Below are 21342 nucleotides of genomic sequence, written 5' to 3' on the forward strand. Positions count from 1 at the left end.
GAACCGTTGCCATGACCCGCGCTACTGACCGTGCCCTGAGCCCCGTGGAAATGGATGCCTTCGGCAGGGAACTCGACGCGATCCGCGACCGTGTGATCGGCAGCCTGGGCGCGTCCGACACCCGCTACATCCGCCGCGTGGCTGCTGCCGTGCGCTGGTCCGGCGTGCTCGGTCGTGGCCTGCTGTTCCTGGGCGCGTTCTCGCCGCTGTTCTGGGCGCCGCTGCTGTGGCCGGCCTGCATCGCCGGCACGCTGCTGCTGGCGCTGGCCAAGATCCTGGAAAACATGGAGCTGGGCCACAACGTGATGCACGGCCAGTACGACTGGACCGGCGACCCCAAGCTCAACGGCAACACCTACGAATGGGACATCGTCGCCACCGGTGACAACTGGCGCAAGACCCACAATTTCCGCCACCACACCTACACCAATGTGCGCGGCATGGACGATGACATCGGCTACGGCCTGCTGCGCATCTTCCCGGAACAGCGCTGGAAGCCGTTCTACCTGCTGCAGCCGATCATCGCGCCGATCTTCGCGCTGCTGTTCCAGTGGGGCGTGGCCGCGCAGGACCTGCGCCTGGGCCGTTGGTTCAAGGGCCGCATCAGCAGCCGCGCCATGTGGCTGCAGACCCGCCCGGTGGCGCGCAAGATGCTGCGCCAGGTGCTGAAGGACTACGTATTCTTCCCGCTGCTGGCCGGCCCGTTCTTCCTGCCGGTGATGCTGGGCAACCTGGTGGCCAACGGCCTGCGCAACATCTGGACCTACGTCATCATCTTCTGCGGCCATTTCACCGCCGAATCGGAAACCTTCCCCAAGGAATGCCTGCGCAATGAATCGCGCGGCCACTGGTACCTGCGCCAGCTGCGCGGCTCGTCCAACATCAGCGGTGGTTTCATCATCAACGTGCTGTCGGGCAACCTGAGCCACCAGATCGAGCACCACTTCTATCCCGATCTGCCGGCCAACCGCTACGCGACCATTGCCAAGGAAGTGAAGGACATCTGCCGCCGCTACGGCCAGCACTACAACAACGGCTCGCTGCCGCGCCAGTTCGGCCAGGTGGTCTGGCGCATCCTGCGCCATGCCTTCCCCAGCAAGCCGCGCCGCCTGCCGCTGGCCGACATCCTGTCGCCGCCCAGCCCGGCGCCGGCCAACGCGGGCTGATCGCTCAGCCCGCCTGTGCCTGGGCGGCGCTGTCGGCGCGGTCCAGGCGGCGCAGGAACACCTGCATTTCCCGCTGTGCGTGCTGGTCGCCCTTGCTGCCGGACACGCACAGCCCGCGCTGCCACGCTTCGCGCGCAGCGCCCGGCTGGCCACCGGCCAGCCATGCCTTGCCCAGCAGCTTCCACGCGGCCGAGTACTGCGGGTCCAGCGCCACGCAGCGGCCCAGGTGCATCGCCGCGCGCAGCGCGTCACCGGCATCCAGCCAGCCCTTGCCCAAGCCGAAGCGCAGCAGCGCGCTGTCCTTGCCAGCCGCCAACAGCGCTTCCAGGGCCTGCACGTTCATGGGATGACCTCGAACACGGGCTGCAGCGATCCGGCCTGGAAGCGGCCGCGATGGAACAGCAGCGGGGCCTGGTCGGCGTCGCTGGCCTGCAGCACGCGGCCCACCAGCAGCAGATGGTCGCCCACCGGCCAGTGCGCGTGGCGGCTGCACACCAGGTGTGCGACCGCGCCGGCAATGCGCGGCGGCAGGCCGTCCTCCTCGTCCAGCAGCGGCACGCCTTCGAACCGATCGCGCACCAGCGGGTCGGCGAACTGGCGTGCCAGCGCCACCTGGTGCGCGCCCAGCACGCTGATCGCAAACTGCGGTGCGCGCTGGAACGCCTTCAAGCTGTGCGCGTGCAGTGCCAGGGTCCACGACACCAGCGGCGGCTGCAGCGAGACTGGCACGAACGAGTTGATGGTCAGGCCGTGCAGCTTGCCGCGCGCGTCGCGGGTGGTGGCGATGGCCACGCCGGTGGGGTAGTGGCCCAGCAACCGCCGCAGGGCGCGCGGTGCCAGCACGACCGACGGCTGCACGGCTGGGGCGGGGTAGACCCCCGCCCACGGCCCGGCATAGGGCATGCCTTCGGCGCTCATGCGTGCATCGCCTGTGTGTAGCGACGTTCCACTTCGGCCCAGTGAATGATCTGGAAGAAAGCGCCGATGTAGTCCGGGCGACGGTTCTGGTAGTGCAGGTAATAGGCGTGCTCCCAGACATCCAGTGCCAGGATCGGCGTGTTGCCGGACAGGCCCACGGCCGCGCCCATCAGCGGGTTGTCCTGGTTGGCGCTGCTTTCGATCTGCAGCCGCCCGCTGCGATCGCTGGTCAGCCATGCCCAGCCGCTGCCGAAGCGGGTCTGCGCGGCCTTGCTGAAGGCGTCCTTGAACGCATCGAAACCACCCAGGTCGCGTTCGATCGCTGCGGCCACTGCCGCGCTGGGGGTGCCGCCGCTCGTGCTCAGCACCGACCAGAACAGGCTGTGGTTGGCATGGCCGCCGCCGTTGTTGCGTACCGGCATGCGCAGCGCTTCGGGCAGGGCCTCCAGGTCGGCAATCAGTTCTTCCACCGGCGTGGCCGGCAGCCCGGCCTGTTCCAGGGCGGCATTGAGGTTGTTGATGTAGGTCTGGTGGTGCCTGCCATGGTGGATTTCCATGGTGCGCGCATCGAAGTGCGGTTCCAGCGCGTCGTAGGCGTAGGGCAGGGCGGGAAGCGAGTACGGCATTGCAACAGTCTCCGTGGGTAGCCAGGTGTCTGGCCGGGGGAGTACTGTTATCGCGCCTCAACCTTGGTTGAGGTCAAGCATCTGCTGCGCTCGCCGGGCGTGGCCCGCCGCTACCTTCGAACGCGGCTAGGAGCTTGTCCAGGAACGTGAAGAGGACCTTGTTCATGGCCGCGTAGTCCTGCGCCAGCAGCTCGGCCGACTGCTGGACAAAGCGCGATGAACGGAAGGCGTCGAGCTCCTGCGTGGACGCGGCAATCAGCAGCGCAACCACCTCGCGATTGAATTCCATGTGGCACTGGAAGCCATATACCAAGGGGCTGTACTGCACGATCTGCCGTGGGCAGCCTTCGCTCTGGGCGATCACCGTGGCATCGGCGGTCAGGCCGGGCATGTCGTTGTGCCAATGGCCAACGTCGAGCGTCTCGCCGAAGTGGGCGAATTTGGGGTTGGCGCGCCCTGCGGCGGTCAGGGTGATCGGGAACGTGCCGATTTCCTTGTCCGGGCTGTGCTCGAAGGAAGCACCCAGCGCTTCGCCGATCAACTGCGCGCCCAGGCAGACGCCCACCACCGGCTTGCCTGCCGCGGCAAACGCTGCAATCAAGGATGTCTCTGCCACGGCGTTGAAATGCGGACACTCGTCGAGGGTGGTCGCCGGGGATTGTGGGCCGCCCATGACGACCAGCATGTCGTGGGCATCGGCACCGCGCGGCAGCTGATCGCCTGCATGCAGTCGAGTGAAGCTCGACGTGTGACCCCTGCTGTCGGCCCATTGCGCATAGGCGCCGGGCGCTTCGAAGGCTTCATGGATGACGAAGTGAACCTGCATCGGTGGCGGCCTGGGTTGAGCGGAATCTGGGGGGGGGTTGGAGTGCATGCGCGCGCTACAGCGCGAGACGTTTCATCGCAGCTGCCAGGTCATCGGCAAAACGCACCGCATCATCGGCTGCGAGAGAGGAAATCGTCAGGCGCACGCCATGGCACGGCGACGGGACGCCAAAAGACGCTCCGCCCCGGGTCAGCCAGCCGTGCCTGGCAAGCTCGAGCACCAGCGGTTGGCTGTCTGTTTCCATGGGCATCCATACATTGAGCCCGTCGGTCGACGCGGCGGTCGCGATCCCGCGCTCCTGCAGGAGGCGCCGCAACAGGGAGCGTCTTTCCGCATAGCGGTCGCGTGCGCCTTCGATCCGGGCGTTGATTGCGGGCGAAGTGAGGCAACCGATCACCGCCTGCTGCAGCAGGTGGCTGACCCAGTGGGTACCGGCGGTCAATCGAAGCCGCAGTGCGCTGGAGGTGTGATCGTCGCTGGCAACAACGGCCAGTCTCAGGTCCGGCCCCAGCGCCTTGGACACGGACCTGACCAGTGCCCAGCGCCGCGCATTGGCCGGAATCACGTTGAAATAGCGGTCCGTGGCGAGCATGGCAAAGTGATCGTCAACGATGACCAGAGCATTGGGATGGCGGGACAGTACGCCCCGGATCTCGGCGGCTCGCCTGGCGCCAAGCGCGCATCCGGTCGGGTTCTGCGCACGTGGCGTCAGGATCACGGCCTGGGCGCCCTGGGCAAGTGCCGCCTCCAGCTCCGCCGGGATCATGCCCTTGCCATCCATCCCGACCGGCGCCGGCTGCAGGCCCGCCACGCGCAGGGTGTTCACGCTGCTGACAAAGCAGGGGTTCTCAACGGCCACCTTGTCGCCGGGCACCAGATGGCAGGCGAGAAGCCGTTCCACGGCGTCTACCGCGCCCCCGGCGATGTCTATCTGGAAGGCGGGCGGGCAGTCGCCCTGCATCCACGCAATGGCCAGTGCTTCCAGCTCGGGATGGACCGCCGGCGCCCCGTAAAGCGCAGCTGGCTGGGGCCGTTGAGCAAGTACCTGCACGATGTCCGGCAGCCACTCGGGATCCGGGTTGCCCCCGGCCAGGTCCATCAGCCTGCAACCCGGTCGGCTTCCCTCGGCTTCGCCCAGGCGCATCGGGTCACGGATGGTCGTGCCCAGGCGGCCCTGTGTGGTCGCAACGCCTGCGCTGACCAGGCGCTTGTACGCGCTGGACACCGTATTGCGGTTGACCCCCAGCGAGGCGGCCAGATCGCGGACGGTCGGCAGCTCCTGCCCCGCTCGCAGGTGACCGGCCTGGACCAGCCCGCGAATGCTTTCGAAGATGGCCGCCGCCGAGTTGCCTACGATTTCCACGATCGTCCTGGGACGTGTTAACTTATTGGCCTAGGACAATAACACGGATGCCGGCGCGCGAACCGGCAGCCAGCTGACGCGAGGCGTTGAATGAATACCGGCGACAACCCAGAGACGGCCACGCGGCACGATCTTCATGGCCTGTGGCCGCAGGCGACCTCGGTGCAGGACCTCATGGCAAACCTGGCCGCAGTGCAGGCCCGGATCGAGGCGGCCTGCGTCCGCTCTGGTCGCGATGCGGCCAGTGTCAGGCTTCTGCCCGTGAGCAAGACCAAACCGGAGGCCGCTGTGCGCCGGGCATTTGCAGCGGGCTGCCGGATGCTGGGCGAGAACAAGGTCCAGGAGGCGGTGGCGAAGTGGGAAGCGACCCAGGACCTGGCAGGGCTGAAGTGGTCCGTCATCGGCCACCTGCAGACCAACAAGGCGAAGGTGGTCGCCCGGTTCGCCGATGAGTTCCAGGCACTGGACAGCCTGAAACTGGCCGAAGCGCTGGACCGCAGACTGCAGATCGAGGGGCGCGGCCTGGACGTCTTCGTGCAGGTCAATACGTCAGGTGAAGCCAGCAAGTACGGGCTGGACATCGACAGCGTGCCGGGATTCCTGCGCCAGTTGGCACCCTACCGTTCGCTGCGCGTGCGGGGCTTGATGACCTTGGCCATGCTCTCGGCGCAACCCGAACAGGTGCGTCCGTGCTTCATCCGCCTGCGGCAGCTGCGCGATCGCCTGCAGCAGGAGGCCATCGCGGGTGTGTCACTGCAGGAGTTGTCCATGGGAATGTCGGGCGATTACGAGATCGCCATTGAAGAGGGCGCCACGGTCGTGCGTGTCGGGCAGGCCATTTTCGGCGCTCGTGCCACGCCGGATTCCCATTACTGGCCTTCCAGTAAAGCGTCCCCAAGCCCAACGCTGCCGGCTGATGGCGAGGGGAGCGGGGCATGACCGTCTACCGACTCAACCTGTACCGGAACGATCGCCTGCTTGGGCACTTTGAAACCGGCACGTCCACCCGTCGGGAGGATCTGCGGGAGCTGGTGGACCGCTTGAGCGCGGACTATCGGGTCGAGACGCTGGCAAGCTATGACGAAAAGCGCCTGGTCGAGGCGTCTGCTGAAGGTATCAAGGTGCTTTACCGGGAGCTGCAGTTCAGGGCGGTCGACCTGACCTGACAACGGCCCCGTTGTCCGTCGGTAGGTGTCCACCTTGGTGGACACGCTGTGATCGCCGGACGTTCGCCGGGCATGGCCCGGCGCTACTGCTCAATCCGTCTGTAGGTGTCCACCTTGGTGGACACGCCGCTCAGCTCAACCAATCCCGGCAGGCACTGTCGCTCTGCTCACCGCAGGCCTGTTGCATGCGCTGCTGCAGGCGGGCCAGCGTCTGCGCCCCCTCATGCTTGCCACTCCACGCCTTCAACTGCACCGCCAGCCGCTCGAAGCGCTGGCGCGTGCGCTGGTGGTAGCCGGACGGTTGCGCCTGCAGTTCGGCGATCAGTGCATCGGTGGCCTGTTCGATGCGCGGCGCGTCTTCGGGCGCCAGTCGCAGCAGGCCCTCCACATACAGCACGCCCCACTGCACGCGGGTGGCCGGGCCCTGCGCGCCTTCGTAGGCGCGCTTCAGCCATTCCAGTGCGCCGGCGGTATCGCCGCGCTGCTCGGCCAGTTCGGCCAGTTCGGGCATGTAGTAATAGGGCTGTTCGCTGCGCTTGATCTCGGCCAGCAGCAGCGCCTCGGCACCGGCGTCATCGCCGATCTGGCGCAGGGCGTATACCGCGCTGCTGATCGTGGACTGGCGTGCATGCGCATCGCTGGCGGCGGCATCGGCGGCGGCCACGCGCTGCTTCACCTGCGCGACAAGCGCGGGCGGCAGCGCGCCTTCGGGTTGCTGCTGGCGGGCCAATGCCAGTTCGGTCAGCGCACGCGACAGGGCGTCGTCGGCGCGGTTGCCCTGCGCGGCGTCGGCACGTTCCAGCGCGACCAGCAGCTGCTGGCCCAGGCGTTGCTGGGTGGCGGGGCCGGCGCTGGCCAGCTTGACCAGCTTGGCACCGGCGTAGCCCAGCAGTTCGCGATTGCGGCGCACCTCGGCGGGCTGGGCCAGCACGGCTTCCAGCAGTTCGCGCGTGGCGGTCGGCGTGCTGCGCGGCGTCTCGGCCGTGGCCAGTGCCAACAGCGCGAAGCGGCGCTGCAGCGCAGGCTGCGGCGCGGCGGTGGCCAGCGCATTCAGCACGTCCTCGCTGCTGCGTGTGCCGGCCAGCTTGTTGGCGTCCACCTCCCAGCCGTAGTCACCCAGTACCTGCCAATCCTCAGCACCCAGCGTGGCGGGCGTGGCCAATGCAGTGGCCAGGGTGTCTGCCACTGCACTGCGACGGCCGGCGGCCACGGTCAGTACCCGGGTCAGTTCGGCTGCATCGTTGCCACCGGCCACCCGGGTGATCTCATTGCGCTGCGGGTCCAGCACGATCAGCGTGGGATAACCGCGCACGCCAAAGCGCTCGCCCCACGCCTGCGCGCCTTCCTCGTCGCCGTCCAGGTAGACCGGCACGAATTTGCCGGTCAGGGCGATGAAGGCCGGATCCTTGAACAGCCCGGCCTTCAGCTGGTTGCAGGGCGGGCACCACACCGCGCCCCAGTACAGCAGCACCGGCTTGCCACTCTCCGCCGCCTCATTGAACGCATCGTCCACGTCGCCCTGACGCCAGGCGATGGCCGTGGCCGGTGCGGCGCTGGCCGCATGGGCCGAGGCAACCGGGGCCTGCGCGGGCGAGCAGGCGCTCAGTGCCGACGTGAGCAGCAGTACGGAAAGGGCAGTGCGCATCGGCGGGCGGTCCATTGGGGAATGACGCATTGTAGGAAGGCCGCCCCCTGCGGTTGATGCAGTTTGGGCATGACGGCCGTGCCTGCCGGCATATGCCGGTCAGGGTGTTCGCGCCGCCTGCAGCTCGTCGGCCAACAGGCCGGCCAGCCAGTGCATGAAGGCCTGCACGCGGCGGGGCAGATGGCGGCGCTGCGCATAGACCAGGTTCACCGGCATCGGCTCGGCCACGCAGTCGGGCAGCACCTGTACGAGCCGGCCCTCGCGCAGCGCCTGGCGGGCGCCCATTTCCGGTACCTGGATGATGCCCAGCCCGGCCAGTGCGGCGGCGCTGTAGCCGTCGGCATTGTTCACCGTCAGCGCGCCGCGCATCGGCCAGCTGCGGTACTGCTGACCATCGAAGTATTCAAACCCCGGCGAGCGCTGGCCCAGCGTGCCCACGTAATGCACCAGCGCATGCTGGTCCAGGTCGGCCAGTTCGCGCGGCACACCGCGCGCGGCCAGGTAGGCCGGGCTGGCCACGTTGACGATGTGCATGTGGCCCAGTGGGCGCGCCACCAGGCTGCTGTCGTCCAGGTTGCCGACCCGCAGCACGCAGTCGAAGCCTTCGCGCACCACATCCACGCGGCGGTCGGTCGCGCTCAATTCCACTTCCAGCGCCGGGTGCTGGGCCAGGAAGGCCGGCAGCTGCGGAATCACCAGGTTGCGTGCCAGCCCGCCGGGCATGTCCACGCGCAGGCGCCCGCTCAGTTCGCTGGTCTGGCGGCGGAACAGGCCCTGCAGTTCTTCCATGTCGTCCAGCAGGTCGTGGGCGCGCTGCTGCAGCTGGGTGCCGTCGGCCGTCAGATGCACGCGGCGGGTGGTGCGGTGCAGAAGCTGGGTGCCAAGCTCGGCCTCCAGGCGCTGGATCGCCTGCGATACGCTGGCCTTGGGCAGGCCCAGCCCGTCGGCGGCGCGGGTGAACGAGCCCAGCTCGGCCACGCGCAGGAAGACCCGCAGGGTATCAAGGCGGTCCATTGATTGTTTGGCCAGGTTGAACAGTCAAATCAGGATCGCGCGATTTATGGCGCCCGGCAATCCCAATAGTCTGGTCCCACTTCCTCCTCAGCCAGGTGCACTGTCATGACGTCTTCTTCCCGTGTTGTCCTTGTCACCGGCGGCAGCCGCGGCCTCGGCAGTAACGCCGCCTTGGCGCTGGCCGCCGATGGCGCCGATATCGTCATTACCTATCGCGCGCAGGCCGATGCGGCCGAACAGGTCGTGCAACAGATCCAGGCGCTGGGCCGCCGCGCCGCAGCGTTGCCGTTGGACATGGCCCACAGCGCCGGCTTCGCCGCCTTTGCCGAACAACTGCAGGGCGTACTGCAGGGCTGGGGCGCCGCCGGCCTGCAGGGCCTGTTGAACAATGCCGGCGAAGGCCTGTACGCGACGATTGCCGAAACCACCGAAGCCCAGTTCGACAACGCCGTGGCCGTACACCTGAAGGGCCCGTACTTCCTGACCCAGGCGCTGCTGCCGCTGATCGCCGATGGCGGTCGCATCCTCAACGTGTCCAGCGGGCTGGCGCGCTTCTCGCTGCCCGGCAGTTCCGCCTACGCCATGATGAAGGGCGGCATCGAAGTGTTCACCCGCTATCTGGCACGCGAACTGGGCGCGCGCGGCATCAGCGCCAACACGCTGGCGCCGGGCGCCATCGAGACCGACTTCGGCGGCGGCCGCGTGCGCGACGATGCGCAGACCAATGCCATGGTGTCCTCGATCACCGCACTGGGCCGCGCCGGCCTGCCCGATGACATCGGCCCGGTGGTGGTGGCGCTGCTGTCGCCGGCTACCGGCTGGGTGAACGGCCAGCGCGTGGAAGCGTCCGGCGGCATGTTCGTCTGATCGGCGCGATCAGCGCGGCGGCGGGGCAGCCAGGGTCAGCGGCTGGTAGACCAGTCCGTGCGACTCGGCCACTTCGCCATCCAGCACGAAGCCGTAGCGCTGGTAGGTGGGCACGGCATTCAGTGACGCGCTGACGCTCATCTTCGGCGCGCGCAGGTGCGGCAGCACCGCCTGCAGCAGCGCATGGCCGATGCCCTGGCCCTGGCAGGCCGGGGCCACGAACAGCATCGCCAGATGGCGACCTTCCTTCAGTTCCACCACGCCGACGATGCGGGCGTCCTGTTCGGCCACCAGGATGTGGTTGTCGCCCTGCAGGCGATCGACGAAGGCGGCAGGCGCGGCCACTGCGGTAAACGTGGCCACGCCCTGTGCGCTCAGGGTCGGCGCCACCGCCTGTGCGAACGCGGCCATGCATACCGCGCTGATCGCTGGGGTGTCCTGGGCGAGGGCGGGGCGGATCCTGTGCATGCTGTGTTCTTCCTGTGGTGGCGTGGTGCCCAGCCTGCCACGCTAAGCTGATTGCATGAGCGAGTTCAATGCCGCGCATGCGCGGGTGTTCCCATCGCAGGGCCTCAGTCTGGGCCTGATGACCCCGCTGGCCGCGCACGGTCTGGCCGATCTGCGTAGTGCACGTGCGCATGCACGCTTGGCCGACGATCTGGGGTTTGCTGCGCTATGGGCGCGCGATGTGCCGTTGATGGTTCCGCAGGGCCCCGATGCCACGGCCAGTGCACTGGATGATCCGTTCCTGTGGCTTTCTGCGCTGGCTGGCGCCACCGAGCGCATCGCGCTGGGTACCGCGGCCATCGTGCTGCCGTTGCGGCAGCCGCTGCATGTGGCCAAGGCGGCGCGCAGCCTGGACCGGATCAGCGAAGGGCGCTTCATCCTCGGCCTGGGTTCGGGCGACCGCCCGGAAGAGTTCGCCGCGTTCGGCGAAGACCTGGACCATCGCGGTGCGGCGTTCCGCCAGCGCTGGTCGGTGTTGCGGGCGGCGCTGTCGCCCGACGCGCACGCGCAGGCCGAACTGGCCGATGCCACCGGCGGCTTCCCGGTACTGCCGCCACCGGGCCAGCGCATTCCCATGCTGGTGGTGGGAACGGCGCGGCAGAGCCTGCAGTGGATCGCACGCGAGGCCGAGGGCTGGGCCACCTACCATCGCGAGGAAGTGGCACAGGAAGGGCGCATCGGGCTGTGGCAGCAGGCGCTGGCGCAGGCCGGCGCTGCCAAGCCGTTCGTGCAGTCCATGCAGTTGGATCTGCTGGCCGATCCGCACGCGCCGGCCGTGCCATTGCCGTTGGGCATGAAAGTCGGCCGGCACGGTCTGCAGGCGTACCTGCAGCGCGTGCAGGCGCAGGGCGTGGCGCATGTGATGTTCAACCTGGTCGACAACGGGCGGCCGGTGCAGGGCGTGCTTGAGGAGATCGCGTCGGTCGCGGTGTGACGGCGGGCGCGACGGGTTTCTGCTGGCGTTCGCATCTGCGTATCATTCGCGTTTGATTCCCGATCCGGAGCCTTTCGTGACCCCACGTTCCCCCCTGCACCCGTTCGGGCGCGCGTTCGCCATCGTCGCCTTCATCGAGGCGCTCACCTGGGCCGGACTGCTGCTGGGCATGTGGCTGAAGTACGGCCCGGCCGACACCGTGGCGCTGGTGAAAATATTTGGGCCGCTGCATGGCGGTGCCTTCATGGTCTATGTGGCGGTCAGTCTGCTGGCGGCGCTGCGCCTGCGTTGGCCGTGGTGGGCCACCGGGCTGGCCCTGCTGGCGGCGATTCCGCCGCTGGTGACCCTGCCGCTGGAATGGTGGTTCCGCCGTCGCGGACTGTTGTCGGCACGTAACGCCGGCTGAGCCGGCGTAAGCGCGCATTGCCGTCCCGTTCAAGTGAATGGGTATCAAATGCAAATACGAGCCGTTATCATTTAGGGGCTGGGCAGATACCGATGGTGCCGCGCCAGACGGGCCCGCAAGGCGCCCGCGCTCCTTTCCTGAAACGGCTGGTGTTCCATGAATGCACGTCCCGTCGTCGCCGGTCTGCCGGCATTGGTATTGGCTGCCCTGATCGGCACCATGGCGATGATGTCCTTCGTCGCGGTCATCGGCCCGGTGGTGCGCCTGCTGGGCCTGGCCGAATGGCATGCCGGCCTGTCGGTCACCGCGGCCGGTGTGCTGTGGATGATCGCGGCCCGGCCGTGGGGCCTGCTGAGTGACCGCATCGGCCGCAAGCGTGTGCTGCTGGTGGCCATGAGTGCGTACACGGTGGTCTACATCGGCCTGGCGGTGTTCATCGACCGCGCGCTGCAGTCGGTCCCGGCGGTGCTGGTCTCGGTGGCAGTGCTGGTCGGCACGCGCGGCCTGATCGGATTGTTCTATGCCGCCGTTCCGCCGACGGCCGCGGCGCTGATCGCCGATCAGTCACCGCCGGGGCAGCGCACGCAGTTGCTGGCCCGACTGGGCAGCGCCAATGCGCTGGGCATGGTGCTGGGGCCGGCCGCAGCCGGTTGGCTGGCCTACCGCAATCTGCCGCTGGCCCTGTATGCCGCGGCGCTGCTGCCGTTGCTGGCGCTGGCCCTGCTGGCCTGGCGCCTGCCGGCCACGCCGCCGGTGGCGGCCAACGCGGCACAGAAGCGCACGCCGCTGGCGCGCATGGATGCACGCGTGCGGCTGCCGCAGCTGACCGCGTTCCTGGCCATGATCTCGGTCACCATCGCCCAGGTCACCGTGGGCTTCTTCGCGATTGATCGTCTGGCACTGGATGCTGCCGCAGGCGCGCGCATGGCGGGCCTGGCGCTTACCGCGGTCGGCGTCGGCCTGATCCTGGCGCAGGTGCTGGTGATGAAGCTGGACGTGCATCCGCAGCGCTGGATTGCCCTTGGCGCGTTGATCGGCGGCCTGGGCTTCGCCTCGGTGGCGGCCGTGCAGCAACCCTGGCAGTTGCCGGCGGCCTACGCATTCGCGGCGTTCGGCATGGGCTTCGTATTCCCGTCCTTCCAGGCGCTGGCTGCCGATGCGGTGGAACCGCATGAGCAGGGTGCCGCCGCCGGTACCGTGGCCGCCGCGCAAGGCGTGGGAATGGTAGTGGGGCCGATGCTGGGCACGCTGCTGTACCGCGCCAATGCCAGCCTGCCGTACCTGCTGGTGGGCGTGCTGCTGTTGCTGCTGTGCGCACTGGCGCTGGCCCACCGCCGCGCGGAGGCCGCATGAACGATTCGAGCGTGTTGGGTGATCGCAACCCCGATGCAGCGCTGGCCGACGCGGCAATCAACGCCGATCAGGCCGACCTGTTTGTGCTGCAGCAGGCGGGCCAGCAGGTGCACGCGCGCGGCTGCCGTGCGCGGCTGCCTGCCGGTGCACTGACCACGCTGGCCGACCGCGTAGCGGATTTCTTCAGCCAGCAGCGCGGTGGTCCGGGGCTGCTGGTGGGCGCGGTGCCGTTCGAGCCGCGCGCCGACGATGCGTTGTACCAACCCGAGCGCCTGCTGCCGGCGCTACCGCTGCGGCCGCAGGCTGCGCCGGTAGTGCAGGGTGCGCTTCAGGCCGAGCCGTCCGCACAGGTCTACGCCGACGCGGTGGCGCAGGCGGTGCTGGCCCTGCGCGACAGCGACGACCTGCTGGATAAGGTGGTACTGGCGCGCAGCCTGCTGGCGCACACGCAACACCCGCTGGCGCCGGAGGCGCTGCTGGCACGACTGGGTGCCGACCCCTCGGTGGCGACTTACGCGGTGCCGCTGCCGGTCGATAAGGCGCAGCCGCCGGCCTGGCTGGTGGGCGCAACGCCGGAACTGCTGCTGCGCAAGCGCGGCGCCCAGGTGTTGTCGCACCCCCTGGCCGGTTCGGCCCGACGCAGCGCCGATCCGGCCCAGGACCAGGCCGCCGCGCAGGCCCTGCTGGCCTCACGCAAGGATCACGACGAACACCGTCACGTAGTCGAGGCCATCGTGGCCGCGCTGTCGCCGTGGTGCCGCCAGATAGAAGCGCAGCCGCGCCCGGTGCTGCATGCCACCGCCAGCATGTGGCACTTGGGCACGCGTATCCACGCCACGCTGGATGACCCGTCTACGCCGGCGGCGCTGCTGTTGGCCGCGCTGCATCCCACCCCGGCGGTCTGCGGCACACCGCAGCAGTCTGCGCTGCAGCGTATCCGCGCACTGGAACCAGTGCCGCGCGGCTTCTATGCCGGCGCCGTGGGCTGGCTGGACGCCCAGGGCGATGGTGATTGGTACGTGGCCATCCGCTGTGCGCGCCTGCAGGGATGTCAGCTGCGGCTGTACGCCGGGGCCGGCATCGTTGCCGAGTCCTCGCCGCAGGCCGAAGTGGCCGAAACCTCGGCGAAGTTCGCCGCCTTGTTGAATGCGCTCGGGGTCCATGACCCGGCGCCGCTGCAGGAAACCCTGGCATGACAGCGCCTTCTGTCTCCCACCGTGTCCCGCTGCAGCAGGTCTGGCCGGCCGAGCGCGCGCAGCGCTATCGCCAGGCCGGCTACTGGCGCGGCGAAACCTTCCCCGGCTTCCTGCGCGAGCGCGCCGAACGCTATGCCGACGATGTTGCCGTGGTTGCCGGCGATGCCCGCCTGACCTACGCGCAGCTGTGGCATGAAGCCGGACGCATCGGTGCCGGTCTGCTGGCGCAGGGGCTGCAGCCGGGTGACCGGGTGTTGCTGCAGCTGGGCAACAGCGCCAGCTTCATCAGCGTGGCCTGTGGTCTGTTCCGCGCCGGGCTGGTTCCGGTGTACGCGCTGCCGGCGCACCGCATCACCGAGCTGGTGCATTTCGCGACCAAGGCCCAGGTCAGTGCCTACGTCACCACGGCACTGCACGAGGGCTTCGATCATCGCGAACTGGCGCGGGCCCTGCAGGCGGCGGTGCCGGCCGTGCAGCAGGTGGTGATCGATGGTGAGGCGGCCGAGTTCACGGCGCTGGATGCGCTGCAGGGTGACCGCGGCACGCTGCCGGCAGACCCTGACCCGCAGTCGGTGGCCTTCCTGCAGATTTCCGGCGGCAGCACTGGGCTGTCCAAACTGATTCCGCGCACGCACGACGATTACATCTATTCGTTCCGCGCCAGCAATGAGATCTGCGGCATCGACCGCGACAGTGTGTACCTGGTGGCGCTGCCGGCCGCGCACAATTTCCCGATGAGCTCGCCCGGCTTCTTTGGTGCGCTGTACGCCGGTGCGCGCGTGGTGATGAGCCAGGGCCCCGGGCCCGACGCGGCATTCCCCTTGATTGCCCGCGAAAAGGTGACCTGCTGCGGCCTGGTGCCGCCGCTGGCATTGCTGTGGGCGCAGGCCGCCGCCAGCCGCAGCGAGGACCTGTCCAGCCTGCAGGTGCTGCAGGTGGGCGGTGCCAAGCTGGTGCCCGAAGCCGCGCGGCGCGTGGTGGACGGGTTGGGTTGTACGCTGCAGCAGGTGTTCGGCATGGCCGAAGGCCTGGTGAACTACACCCGGCTGGACGACCCGCTGGAGCTGATCGTGGCCTGCCAGGGCCGGCCGATCAGTCCCGACGACGAAGTGCGCGTGGTCGACGACCACGACCAGCCGGTGGCCGAAGGCGAAGTCGGCCACCTGATCATCCGCGGGCCGTACACCATCAACGGCTACCACAACGATCCGGTCGCCAATGCACGCGCCTTCACCGATGACGGTTTCTATCGCACCGGCGATCGTGTCCAGCAGTTGCCCGGCGGCTACCTGGTGGTGCAGGGCAGGGCGGGCGACCATATCAATCGTGCCGGCGAAAAGATCTCCGCCGAAGAGATCGAGGACCATCTGCTGGCGCACCCGGCGGTGTTCGACGCGGCTGTGGTCTCCATTCCCGATGAATACCTGGGCGAGCGAAGCTGTGCCTTTGTCATTGCCCAGGGCGAGCCGATCAAGGCGCCGGCGCTGAAGGCCTGGATGCGCACCCGTGGCCTGGCCGCGTTCAAGGTGCCCGACCAGGTGCTGTTCGTGGACAGTTTCGATACCACGGCGGTCGGCAAGATCAGCCGCCGCGAACTGCGTGCGCAGCTGCGCGCGCGTCATCTGCAACAGACAGGAGGAACGCGCTGATGGCGCTGCCCCGCATCACCCCCTACGCGCTGCCGACGGCCAGCGAACTGCCGCCTGCGCGTGGCCCCTGGCAGCCCCAGCGCGACCGCGTGGCGCTGCTGGTGCACGACATGCAGCGCTACTTCCTGGCCGCCTTCGATGGCGAACAGGCACCGCTGCAGCCGGCCGTGGCCAACATCGCGCGGCTGCTGGCGCATTGCCGCACGCACGGCATTCCGGTGTTCTACACCGCCCAGCACGGTAACCAGGACCGGCGCGACCGTGGCCTGCAGGCCGATCTGTGGGGCCCGGGCATGCAGCGCGGGCAAGCGCATGAAGCCATCATCGATGCGCTGGCGCCGCAGGAATGCGAGCACGTGCTGGTCAAGCACCGCTACAGCGCATTCCAGCGCAGCAACCTGGAAACGCTGATGCGCGTGCGCGGCCGCGACCAGTTGCTGGTCACCGGCGTCTACGCCCATATCGGTTGCACGGCGACCGTGGCCGAGGCGTTCCAGCGCGATATCGAAGCCTTCATCGCCGCCGATGCCGTGGCCGATTTCTCGCGTGCCGACCACGACCAGGCGCTGTACTGGATCGCCCGCACCTGCGGGGTGCCGATGACTACCGACCGACTGCTGGAGCTGCTGTGATGAGTGCAGGCGCTGAACCGCTGACCCTGGAACGCATGCGCGCCGACCTGGCACGGGTGCTGGACTGCACGCCGGCCGAGATCGGTGACGATGACAACCTGATGGATCTGGACCTGGATTCGATGCGCATGCTCGGCCTGGTCCTGGCCTGGGGCAACACCGGCCTGCCGCTCGAATTCTCGCAGCTGGCCGAACACAGCACGCTGCGCCAGTGGTGGACGGTGGTGCAGCGGCTGCAGGCTGCGCAGGCGGCATGAGCGCCGCGGCGCTGGCCACGGCCGTTGCCCTGACCGAAGCCCAGACCGGGCTGTGGTACGCGCAGCGGCTGGCACCGCACAGCCCGGCCTTCAATACCGCCCATGCGGTGTGGATGGACGGTGCGCTGGACGTGCCCGCCTTCGTGGCCGCGGCCAACCAGGCGGCGGCCGAGGCGCAGGCGTTCGCACTCCGCTTCGGCCAGCACGCGCAGGGCGAGCCCCTGCAATGGCACGATCCTGCGCATGTGCCGACGCTGCAGCTTCACGATGTTTCCGGTGCAGTAGATCCGGACGCGGCCGCGCGCGCGGCGATGCAGGCGGACCGGCTGACTGCGGTGGATCCCACCCGCGACCGTCTGGCCCGGCAGGTGCTGTTCCAGCTGGGCCCGCAGCGCTGGGTCTGGTACCTGCGCGTGCACCATCTGGGCACCGATGGCTACGGCATGGCCTTGTTCAGCGATCGCGTGTGCGCGCTGTACGCCGGGCGGCCCGGTGACGCGCTGCCGGCGTTGGATGCCGTGTTGGCCGACGATGCCGCGTACCGTGACGGCGCTCGCCGCGAGCAGGCCCGGCAGTGGTGGCATGCGCAGCTGCAGGGCGCGCCGGTGGGCGCGGGCCTGGCGGGCACCGCCGCGGCCAGCGACGATGCGCTGCGCTGGGTGCAGCCGCTGGACAGTACGTTCCGTGAGCGCCTGATGCAGACCGCTGCGGCGTGGCTGCAGCCGTGGCCGGATGTGCTGACCGCGCTTACCGCCGAATACCTGCGGCGCATGGGCGCGGCCGACGAAGTGGTGCTGGGCATTCCCTACATGGGCCGGCTGGGCAACGCCTCGGCCCGCGTGCCGGCCATGGTGATGAATGTGTTGCCGCTGCGCGTTGCCGCCAGCGAAGGCAGCGTGGAATCGCACTGTCGCGCGCTGGGCCGTCAACTCAGCCAAGGCCGCAAGCACGGCCGCTATCGCGGTGAACAGCTGCGCCGCGACCTGGGCCTGGTGGGGGCGCAGCAGCGCTTGCATGGGCCGCTGGTGAACGTGCAGCCGTTCTACCGGCCACTGGCGGTGGCCGGTGTGCAGGCCACGCTGGAGGTGCTGTGCACCGGCCCGGTGGAGGACTTGACGCTGGGGTTCCGCGGCGACGGCCAGCAGTTGCTGGATCTGGAAATCGAAGCCAATCCCGCGCTTTACACCGCGCAGGACCTGCAGGCCCATGCGCAGCGCCTGCTGCATTTCGTGTCGGCGGCCCTGCAGGCCGAAGACATCGGCGATGTGCCACTGGCCACGCCCGAAGAAGCGCAGCAGGTGCTGCACGGTTTCAACGCCACCGCCCACCCGCTGCCACACACCACCCTGGCCGAGCTGCTGCGCCAGGGCATGGATCGTGACCCGCAGGCGCCGGCGCTGGTGCTGGGCGCGCAGTCGCTGGACCACGCCACCCTGGAAGCGCGCAGCTTCGCGCTTGCCGCGCAGTTGCGCGCGCTGGGCGCCGGCCCGGGCACGATCGTGGCCGTGGCCTTGCCGCGTTCGCTGGAACTGGTGATCGCGCTGGTGGCCGTGCTGCGCGCAGGCGCCGCCTACCTGCCGCTGGATCTGGACCATCCTGATGAGCGCCTGGCGCGCATCCTGGGCTCGGCCACGCCGCTGTGCGTGTTGAGCGAGGCGGACACCACGCCGCGTCTGGCGGGTGTGCCGGTACTGGCACCCACGCAGTGGACCGATGTCAGCTTCGCCGCGCCATGGCCGGGGCCTGACGCGCACGATGCAGCCTATGTGATCTACACCTCCGGCTCCACCGGCGAGCCCAAGGGCGTGCTGATCGAGCACCGCGCCATCGTCAACCGCCTGCTGTGGATGCGCGAGCACTACGGGTTCAGTGCCGATGACCGCGTGCTGCAGAAGACACCGGTCACCTTCGACGTGTCGGTCTGGGAATTCTTCCTGCCGCTGCTGTGCGGGGCGACCCTGGTGCTGGCCCCGCCGCAGGCGCACCGCGATCCTGCCGCGCTGGCGCGGCTGATTCGTGCGCATGGCATCACCACCGCGCATTTCGTGCCGTCCATGCTCGATGCATTCCTGGCCGCGCCGGATACGCAGGGCCTGCTGCTGCGCCGCGTGTTCACCAGTGGCGAAGCGCTGGATGCGTCGTTGCGCGACCGCTTCCATGTGCGCGTGCAGGCACAGCTGCACAATCTGTACGGACCGACCGAAGCCGCGGTGGATGTGAGCTATTGGCCGGCATCGGCGGACGATGCGTCGCGCCCGGTGCCGATCGGCTTCCCGGTCTGGAACACGCGCCTGTACGTGCTCGATGCCGCGCTGCGGCCGCAGCCGGTGGGGGTGCCGGGCGATCTGTATCTGGGCGGCGTGCAGTTGGCACGCGGCTATCTGGGCCGCGACGACCTGACCGCCGAACGCTTCCTGGCCGACCCGTTCCTGCCCGGCGAGCGCATCTACCGCACCGGCGACGTGGCGCGCTGGCGCGCGGATGGCGCGGTCGAGTACCTCGGCCGTAGCGACCACCAGGTGAAGCTGCGCGGGCTGCGCATCGAACTGGGCGAGATCGAGGCGGCACTGCGCGAACTGCCCGGCATGCAGCGGGTGGAAGTGCTGGTGCGCCACGATGCGCCGGCCGAGCCGCGGCTGGTGGCTTATGTGCCGGCGGGTCTGGACGATGCGGCCGCGCTGCGCAGCCATCTGGCCGCGCGCGTGCCCGACTACATGGTGCCGTCACTGTTCGTGGGGGTGGCGCAGTGGCCGGTCACCGCCAATGGCAAGCTGGACCGCGCGGCGTTGCCCGCGCCTGCGCAGGTGGTGGCTACCGGCCTGGCGCCGCGCACGCCGCTGGAACAGGAACTGGCGCAGTTGTTCGCGCAGGCGCTGGGGCGCGATGCGCCGGTGCCGGTGGACGCGGACTTCTTCAGTCTGGGCGCCGATTCGTTGTCGGCGGTGCATCTGCTGCTGGCCATCGAACAGCGCTGGCCCTGCGAGCTGGGCCTGGGTGTGCTGTTCGCCCAGCCCACGGTGGCCGCGCTGGCCACGCGACTGGCCGAACCGCCGGCCAATGCCGACCATGCCCTGGGTCCGGTGATCGCACTGGCCGCTGCGCCGGAAGCGGCGTCAACGCCCGCGCCGCTGTTCGTGCTGCACCCGGCCGGTGGCATCGCCTGGAATTACCGCACGCTGGCGCGCGCACTGCAGCCGGCGCGCCCCGTGTATGGCCTGCAGTCGCCGGCACTGGATCCTGCGCAGCCGCTGCCGGGCAGCATCGACGCCATGGCCAACGACTACGTGCAGCGCGTGGTGGCCCTGCAGCCGCGCGGCCCTGTGCATCTGCTGGGCTGGTCGGTGGGTGGCATCCTGGCCCAGGCCATGGCCGTGCGCCTGCATGACATCGGGCGTGAGGTGGGCGAGCTGGTGCTGCTGGATGCCTATCCCGCTGAATGCTGGCGGGCCGAGCAGGAGCCCGACCCGATTGCCGCGCTGCGGGCACTGCTGGCCATCGCCGGGCACGATCCCGATGCGCACCCGGAACTGGACAGCCGCGAGTCCATCCTGGCGTTCCTGCGCCAGGGCGGCAGCGCGCTGGGCAGCCTGCCGGACGTGGTGCTGGAAGGCGTCGTGCGCGCGGTGACCGGCACCAACCGATTGATTCGCGCCCACCACCATCGTGCGTATGTCGGCACGCTGGTGCACGTGCGGGCAGGGCGCGACCACGTGGCCCGCCCGCAACTGCAGTCGGCGCTGTGGCAGGCACATGCGCTGGAGGTGCAGGCCCTGGAACTGCCGTTCCTGCACGCCGAACTGACCGGCCGTGATGCGGTGGCACAGCTGGCGCCGTGGCTGTCGGCACGCCTGCAGCAGTGGGATGAACAACAGGAGATCGCAACATGCAGTTGACCGGGTTTGCAGGCCGCGTGGCGCTGGTGACCGGCGCCGGTGGGGGTATCGGCGCGGCGCTGGTTGAACTGCTGGCGGCGGCAGGGTGCACGGTGGTGGCCACCGATCTCGCCGCGCCCGTGGCGCAGTCACGTGGGGTACACGCCTTTGCACTGGACGTGACCGACAGCGGTGCGGTGGACGCGCTGGTGGACCAGGTGGAAGCGGGCATCGGGCCCATTGCACTGGTGGCGAACGTGGCTGGCGTGCTGCACGTGGGCGAAGTGGTGCAGACCACCGATGCCGATTGGCGCCGCGTGTTCGCGGTCAATGCCGACGGCGTGTTCCATGTCAGCCGTGCAGTGGCGCGGGTGATGTCACCGCGTCGGCAGGGGGCGCTGGTGACGGTCAGCTCGAACGCGGCCGGTGTGCCGCGGCATGGTATGGCCGCCTATGCCGCCTCGAAGGCAGCGGCGACCATGTTCACCCGTTGCCTGGGCCTGGAGCTGGCCCCGCTGGGCATCCGCTGCAACATCGTTGCCCCCGGCTCCACGCTCACCCCCATGCAGACCGGCATGTGGGAGGACGCGCAGGGCGCCGAACGGGTGATCGCGGGGAACCTGGATACCTACAAGGCAGGTATTCCGCTGCGCAAGCTGGCCACCCCGCACGACATTGCCCATTCGGTGATGTTCCTGCTGTCCGAGCAGGCCGGCCACGTGGCCCTGAGTGATCTGTACGTGGACGGCGGCGCCACCCTGCGCGGGTGACCCACGCGTCGCCGATTCCCGGTAGGTGCCCACCTTGGTGGGCACGCAATGGGGCCCGACGGGTTTTGGTAGGTGCCCACCTTGGTGGGCACACGGGTACCGCGCGTGCCAACCAAGGTTGGCACCTACCAGGCGTCGGGGTGCTGCGTGTGCCAACCAAGGTTGGCACCTACCA

The 21342-nt window shown here is 69.1% G+C and carries 21 protein-coding genes; 13 read left to right on the forward strand and 8 right to left on the reverse strand.

What is annotated here, in order from left to right:
- The first annotated feature begins 11 nt into the window (after positions 1–11).
- The gene (locus RTY46_RS13800; RefSeq protein WP_108756379.1) at positions 12–1166 is read left to right on the forward strand and encodes an acyl-CoA desaturase; all 1155 of its coding nucleotides are present in this window, start codon (positions 12–14) and stop codon (positions 1164–1166) included.
- A 4-nt stretch (positions 1167–1170) separates the two neighbouring features.
- On the opposite strand, the gene RTY46_RS13805 is transcribed toward RTY46_RS13800, so the two are convergent.
- From RTY46_RS13805 to ptsJ, 5 genes are all read right to left on the reverse strand, one after another.
- Positions 1171–1509, reverse strand: coding sequence for a hypothetical protein (locus RTY46_RS13805; RefSeq protein ID WP_312709028.1), 339 nt, complete (start codon positions 1507–1509; stop codon positions 1171–1173).
- Positions 1506–2084, reverse strand: coding sequence for a flavin reductase family protein (locus RTY46_RS13810; RefSeq protein ID WP_312709030.1), 579 nt, complete (start codon positions 2082–2084; stop codon positions 1506–1508). Before RTY46_RS13810 ends, RTY46_RS13805 begins: the two co-directional genes overlap by 4 nt.
- The gene (locus RTY46_RS13815) at positions 2081–2710 is read right to left on the reverse strand and encodes a superoxide dismutase (protein WP_312709031.1); all 630 of its coding nucleotides are present in this window, start codon (positions 2708–2710) and stop codon (positions 2081–2083) included. The genes RTY46_RS13810 and RTY46_RS13815 overlap by 4 nt, the downstream gene beginning before the upstream one ends.
- Before the next feature lie 73 nt (positions 2711–2783).
- Positions 2784–3536: a hypothetical protein gene (locus tag RTY46_RS13820; RefSeq protein ID WP_312709032.1), complete on the reverse strand. Its 753-nt coding sequence runs from the start codon at positions 3534–3536 to the stop codon at positions 2784–2786.
- Positions 3537–3591: 55 nt separating this feature from the next.
- Positions 3592–4899, reverse strand: coding sequence for a transcriptional regulator PtsJ (gene ptsJ / locus RTY46_RS13825; RefSeq protein ID WP_312709033.1), 1308 nt, complete (start codon positions 4897–4899; stop codon positions 3592–3594).
- Positions 4900–5073: 174 nt separating this feature from the next.
- On the opposite strand from ptsJ, the gene RTY46_RS13830 reads away from it, so the two are divergent.
- Together RTY46_RS13830 and RTY46_RS13835 are read left to right on the forward strand one after the other, a co-directional pair.
- The gene (locus tag RTY46_RS13830; protein WP_312709075.1) at positions 5074–5838 is read left to right on the forward strand and encodes a YggS family pyridoxal phosphate-dependent enzyme; all 765 of its coding nucleotides are present in this window, start codon (positions 5074–5076) and stop codon (positions 5836–5838) included.
- On the forward strand, positions 5835–6065 hold the full coding sequence (locus tag RTY46_RS13835; RefSeq protein WP_312709034.1) for a hypothetical protein: 231 nt from the start codon (positions 5835–5837) through the stop codon (positions 6063–6065). Before RTY46_RS13830 ends, RTY46_RS13835 begins: the two co-directional genes overlap by 4 nt.
- Before the next feature lie 130 nt (positions 6066–6195).
- Here RTY46_RS13835 and RTY46_RS13840 read toward each other — a convergent pair whose 3' ends face one another.
- Both RTY46_RS13840 and RTY46_RS13845 read right to left on the reverse strand, forming a co-directional pair.
- The gene (locus RTY46_RS13840) at positions 6196–7710 is read right to left on the reverse strand and encodes a thioredoxin family protein (protein WP_312709035.1); all 1515 of its coding nucleotides are present in this window, start codon (positions 7708–7710) and stop codon (positions 6196–6198) included.
- A 99-nt stretch (positions 7711–7809) separates the two neighbouring features.
- Entirely contained in the window at positions 7810–8724 is a 915-nt protein-coding gene (locus RTY46_RS13845; protein WP_312709036.1) for a LysR family transcriptional regulator, read from the reverse strand.
- Between the two features lie 105 nt (positions 8725–8829).
- Here RTY46_RS13845 and RTY46_RS13850 point away from each other — a divergent pair, with 105 nt between their 5' ends.
- Entirely contained in the window at positions 8830–9591 is a 762-nt protein-coding gene (locus RTY46_RS13850; protein ID WP_312709038.1) for an SDR family oxidoreductase, read from the forward strand.
- Positions 9592–9600: 9 nt separating this feature from the next.
- On the opposite strand, the gene RTY46_RS13855 is transcribed toward RTY46_RS13850, so the two are convergent.
- Positions 9601–10059 carry a GNAT family N-acetyltransferase gene (locus RTY46_RS13855; protein ID WP_312709039.1) on the reverse strand — a complete coding sequence of 153 codons (459 nt, stop codon included), beginning with the start codon at positions 10057–10059 and terminating at the stop codon, positions 9601–9603.
- A 55-nt stretch (positions 10060–10114) separates the two neighbouring features.
- Between RTY46_RS13855 and RTY46_RS13860 the strand changes: the two genes are divergently transcribed.
- From RTY46_RS13860 to RTY46_RS13900, 9 genes are all read left to right on the forward strand, one after another.
- Positions 10115–11032 (forward strand): TIGR03571 family LLM class oxidoreductase, encoded by a 918-nt coding sequence (locus RTY46_RS13860; RefSeq protein ID WP_312709041.1) that lies wholly within the window; start codon positions 10115–10117, stop codon positions 11030–11032.
- Between the two features lie 76 nt (positions 11033–11108).
- Entirely contained in the window at positions 11109–11438 is a 330-nt protein-coding gene (locus RTY46_RS13865) for a DUF3817 domain-containing protein (protein WP_312709042.1), read from the forward strand.
- A gap of 156 nt (positions 11439–11594) precedes the next feature.
- Complete coding sequence (locus RTY46_RS13870; RefSeq protein WP_312709043.1) at positions 11595–12791, forward strand: MFS transporter; 1197 nt, start codon at positions 11595–11597, stop codon at positions 12789–12791.
- Positions 12788–13987: an isochorismate synthase gene (locus RTY46_RS13875; RefSeq protein ID WP_312709044.1), complete on the forward strand. Its 1200-nt coding sequence runs from the start codon at positions 12788–12790 to the stop codon at positions 13985–13987. Before RTY46_RS13870 ends, RTY46_RS13875 begins: the two co-directional genes overlap by 4 nt.
- Complete coding sequence (locus RTY46_RS13880; RefSeq protein WP_312709045.1) at positions 13984–15636, forward strand: AMP-binding protein; 1653 nt, start codon at positions 13984–13986, stop codon at positions 15634–15636. The genes RTY46_RS13875 and RTY46_RS13880 overlap by 4 nt, the downstream gene beginning before the upstream one ends.
- Positions 15636–16268 (forward strand): isochorismatase family protein, encoded by a 633-nt coding sequence (locus RTY46_RS13885; RefSeq protein ID WP_312709046.1) that lies wholly within the window; start codon positions 15636–15638, stop codon positions 16266–16268. Before RTY46_RS13880 ends, RTY46_RS13885 begins: the two co-directional genes overlap by 1 nt.
- On the forward strand, positions 16268–16525 hold the full coding sequence (locus RTY46_RS13890; RefSeq protein ID WP_199932387.1) for a phosphopantetheine-binding protein: 258 nt from the start codon (positions 16268–16270) through the stop codon (positions 16523–16525). Before RTY46_RS13885 ends, RTY46_RS13890 begins: the two co-directional genes overlap by 1 nt.
- Positions 16522–20418, forward strand: coding sequence for an amino acid adenylation domain-containing protein (locus tag RTY46_RS13895; RefSeq protein WP_312709049.1), 3897 nt, complete (start codon positions 16522–16524; stop codon positions 20416–20418). Before RTY46_RS13890 ends, RTY46_RS13895 begins: the two co-directional genes overlap by 4 nt.
- Positions 20409–21167: a 2,3-dihydro-2,3-dihydroxybenzoate dehydrogenase gene (locus RTY46_RS13900; protein WP_312709051.1), complete on the forward strand. Its 759-nt coding sequence runs from the start codon at positions 20409–20411 to the stop codon at positions 21165–21167. Before RTY46_RS13895 ends, RTY46_RS13900 begins: the two co-directional genes overlap by 10 nt.
- Positions 21168–21342 lie beyond the last annotated feature (175 nt).

It is taken from the genome of Stenotrophomonas sp. (genome assembly GCF_032056425.1).
In the GTDB taxonomy this organism is placed as follows: domain Bacteria; phylum Pseudomonadota; class Gammaproteobacteria; order Xanthomonadales; family Xanthomonadaceae; genus Stenotrophomonas.

Bases quoted from the DNA above. Each gene is read 5' to 3' on its own strand.
- RTY46_RS13870 (WP_312709043.1), top strand. From the start codon at position 11,595: ATGAATGCACGTCCCGTCGTCGCCGGTCTGCCGGCATTGGTATTGGCT.
- RTY46_RS13830 (WP_312709075.1), top strand. From the start codon at position 5,074: ATGGCAAACCTGGCCGCAGTGCAGGCCCGGATCGAGGCGGCCTGCGTC.
- RTY46_RS13895 (WP_312709049.1), top strand. From the start codon at position 16,522: ATGAGCGCCGCGGCGCTGGCCACGGCCGTTGCCCTGACCGAAGCCCAG.
- RTY46_RS13875 (WP_312709044.1), top strand. From the start codon at position 12,788: ATGAACGATTCGAGCGTGTTGGGTGATCGCAACCCCGATGCAGCGCTG.
- RTY46_RS13860 (WP_312709041.1), top strand. From the start codon at position 10,115: ATGAGCGAGTTCAATGCCGCGCATGCGCGGGTGTTCCCATCGCAGGGC.
- RTY46_RS13880 (WP_312709045.1), top strand. From the start codon at position 13,984: ATGACAGCGCCTTCTGTCTCCCACCGTGTCCCGCTGCAGCAGGTCTGG.
- RTY46_RS13820 (WP_312709032.1), bottom strand. From the start codon at position 3,536: ATGCAGGTTCACTTCGTCATCCATGAAGCCTTCGAAGCGCCCGGCGCC.
- RTY46_RS13885 (WP_312709046.1), top strand. From the start codon at position 15,636: ATGGCGCTGCCCCGCATCACCCCCTACGCGCTGCCGACGGCCAGCGAA.
- RTY46_RS13850 (WP_312709038.1), top strand. From the start codon at position 8,830: ATGACGTCTTCTTCCCGTGTTGTCCTTGTCACCGGCGGCAGCCGCGGC.
- RTY46_RS13800 (WP_108756379.1), top strand. From the start codon at position 12: ATGACCCGCGCTACTGACCGTGCCCTGAGCCCCGTGGAAATGGATGCC.
- RTY46_RS13855 (WP_312709039.1), bottom strand. From the start codon at position 10,059: ATGCACAGGATCCGCCCCGCCCTCGCCCAGGACACCCCAGCGATCAGC.
- RTY46_RS13890 (WP_199932387.1), top strand. From the start codon at position 16,268: ATGAGTGCAGGCGCTGAACCGCTGACCCTGGAACGCATGCGCGCCGAC.
- RTY46_RS13810 (WP_312709030.1), bottom strand. From the start codon at position 2,084: ATGAGCGCCGAAGGCATGCCCTATGCCGGGCCGTGGGCGGGGGTCTAC.
- RTY46_RS13900 (WP_312709051.1), top strand. From the start codon at position 20,409: ATGCAGTTGACCGGGTTTGCAGGCCGCGTGGCGCTGGTGACCGGCGCC.
- RTY46_RS13815 (WP_312709031.1), bottom strand. From the start codon at position 2,710: ATGCCGTACTCGCTTCCCGCCCTGCCCTACGCCTACGACGCGCTGGAA.
- RTY46_RS13835 (WP_312709034.1), top strand. From the start codon at position 5,835: ATGACCGTCTACCGACTCAACCTGTACCGGAACGATCGCCTGCTTGGG.
- RTY46_RS13805 (WP_312709028.1), bottom strand. From the start codon at position 1,509: ATGAACGTGCAGGCCCTGGAAGCGCTGTTGGCGGCTGGCAAGGACAGC.
- RTY46_RS13840 (WP_312709035.1), bottom strand. From the start codon at position 7,710: ATGCGCACTGCCCTTTCCGTACTGCTGCTCACGTCGGCACTGAGCGCC.
- RTY46_RS13845 (WP_312709036.1), bottom strand. From the start codon at position 8,724: ATGGACCGCCTTGATACCCTGCGGGTCTTCCTGCGCGTGGCCGAGCTG.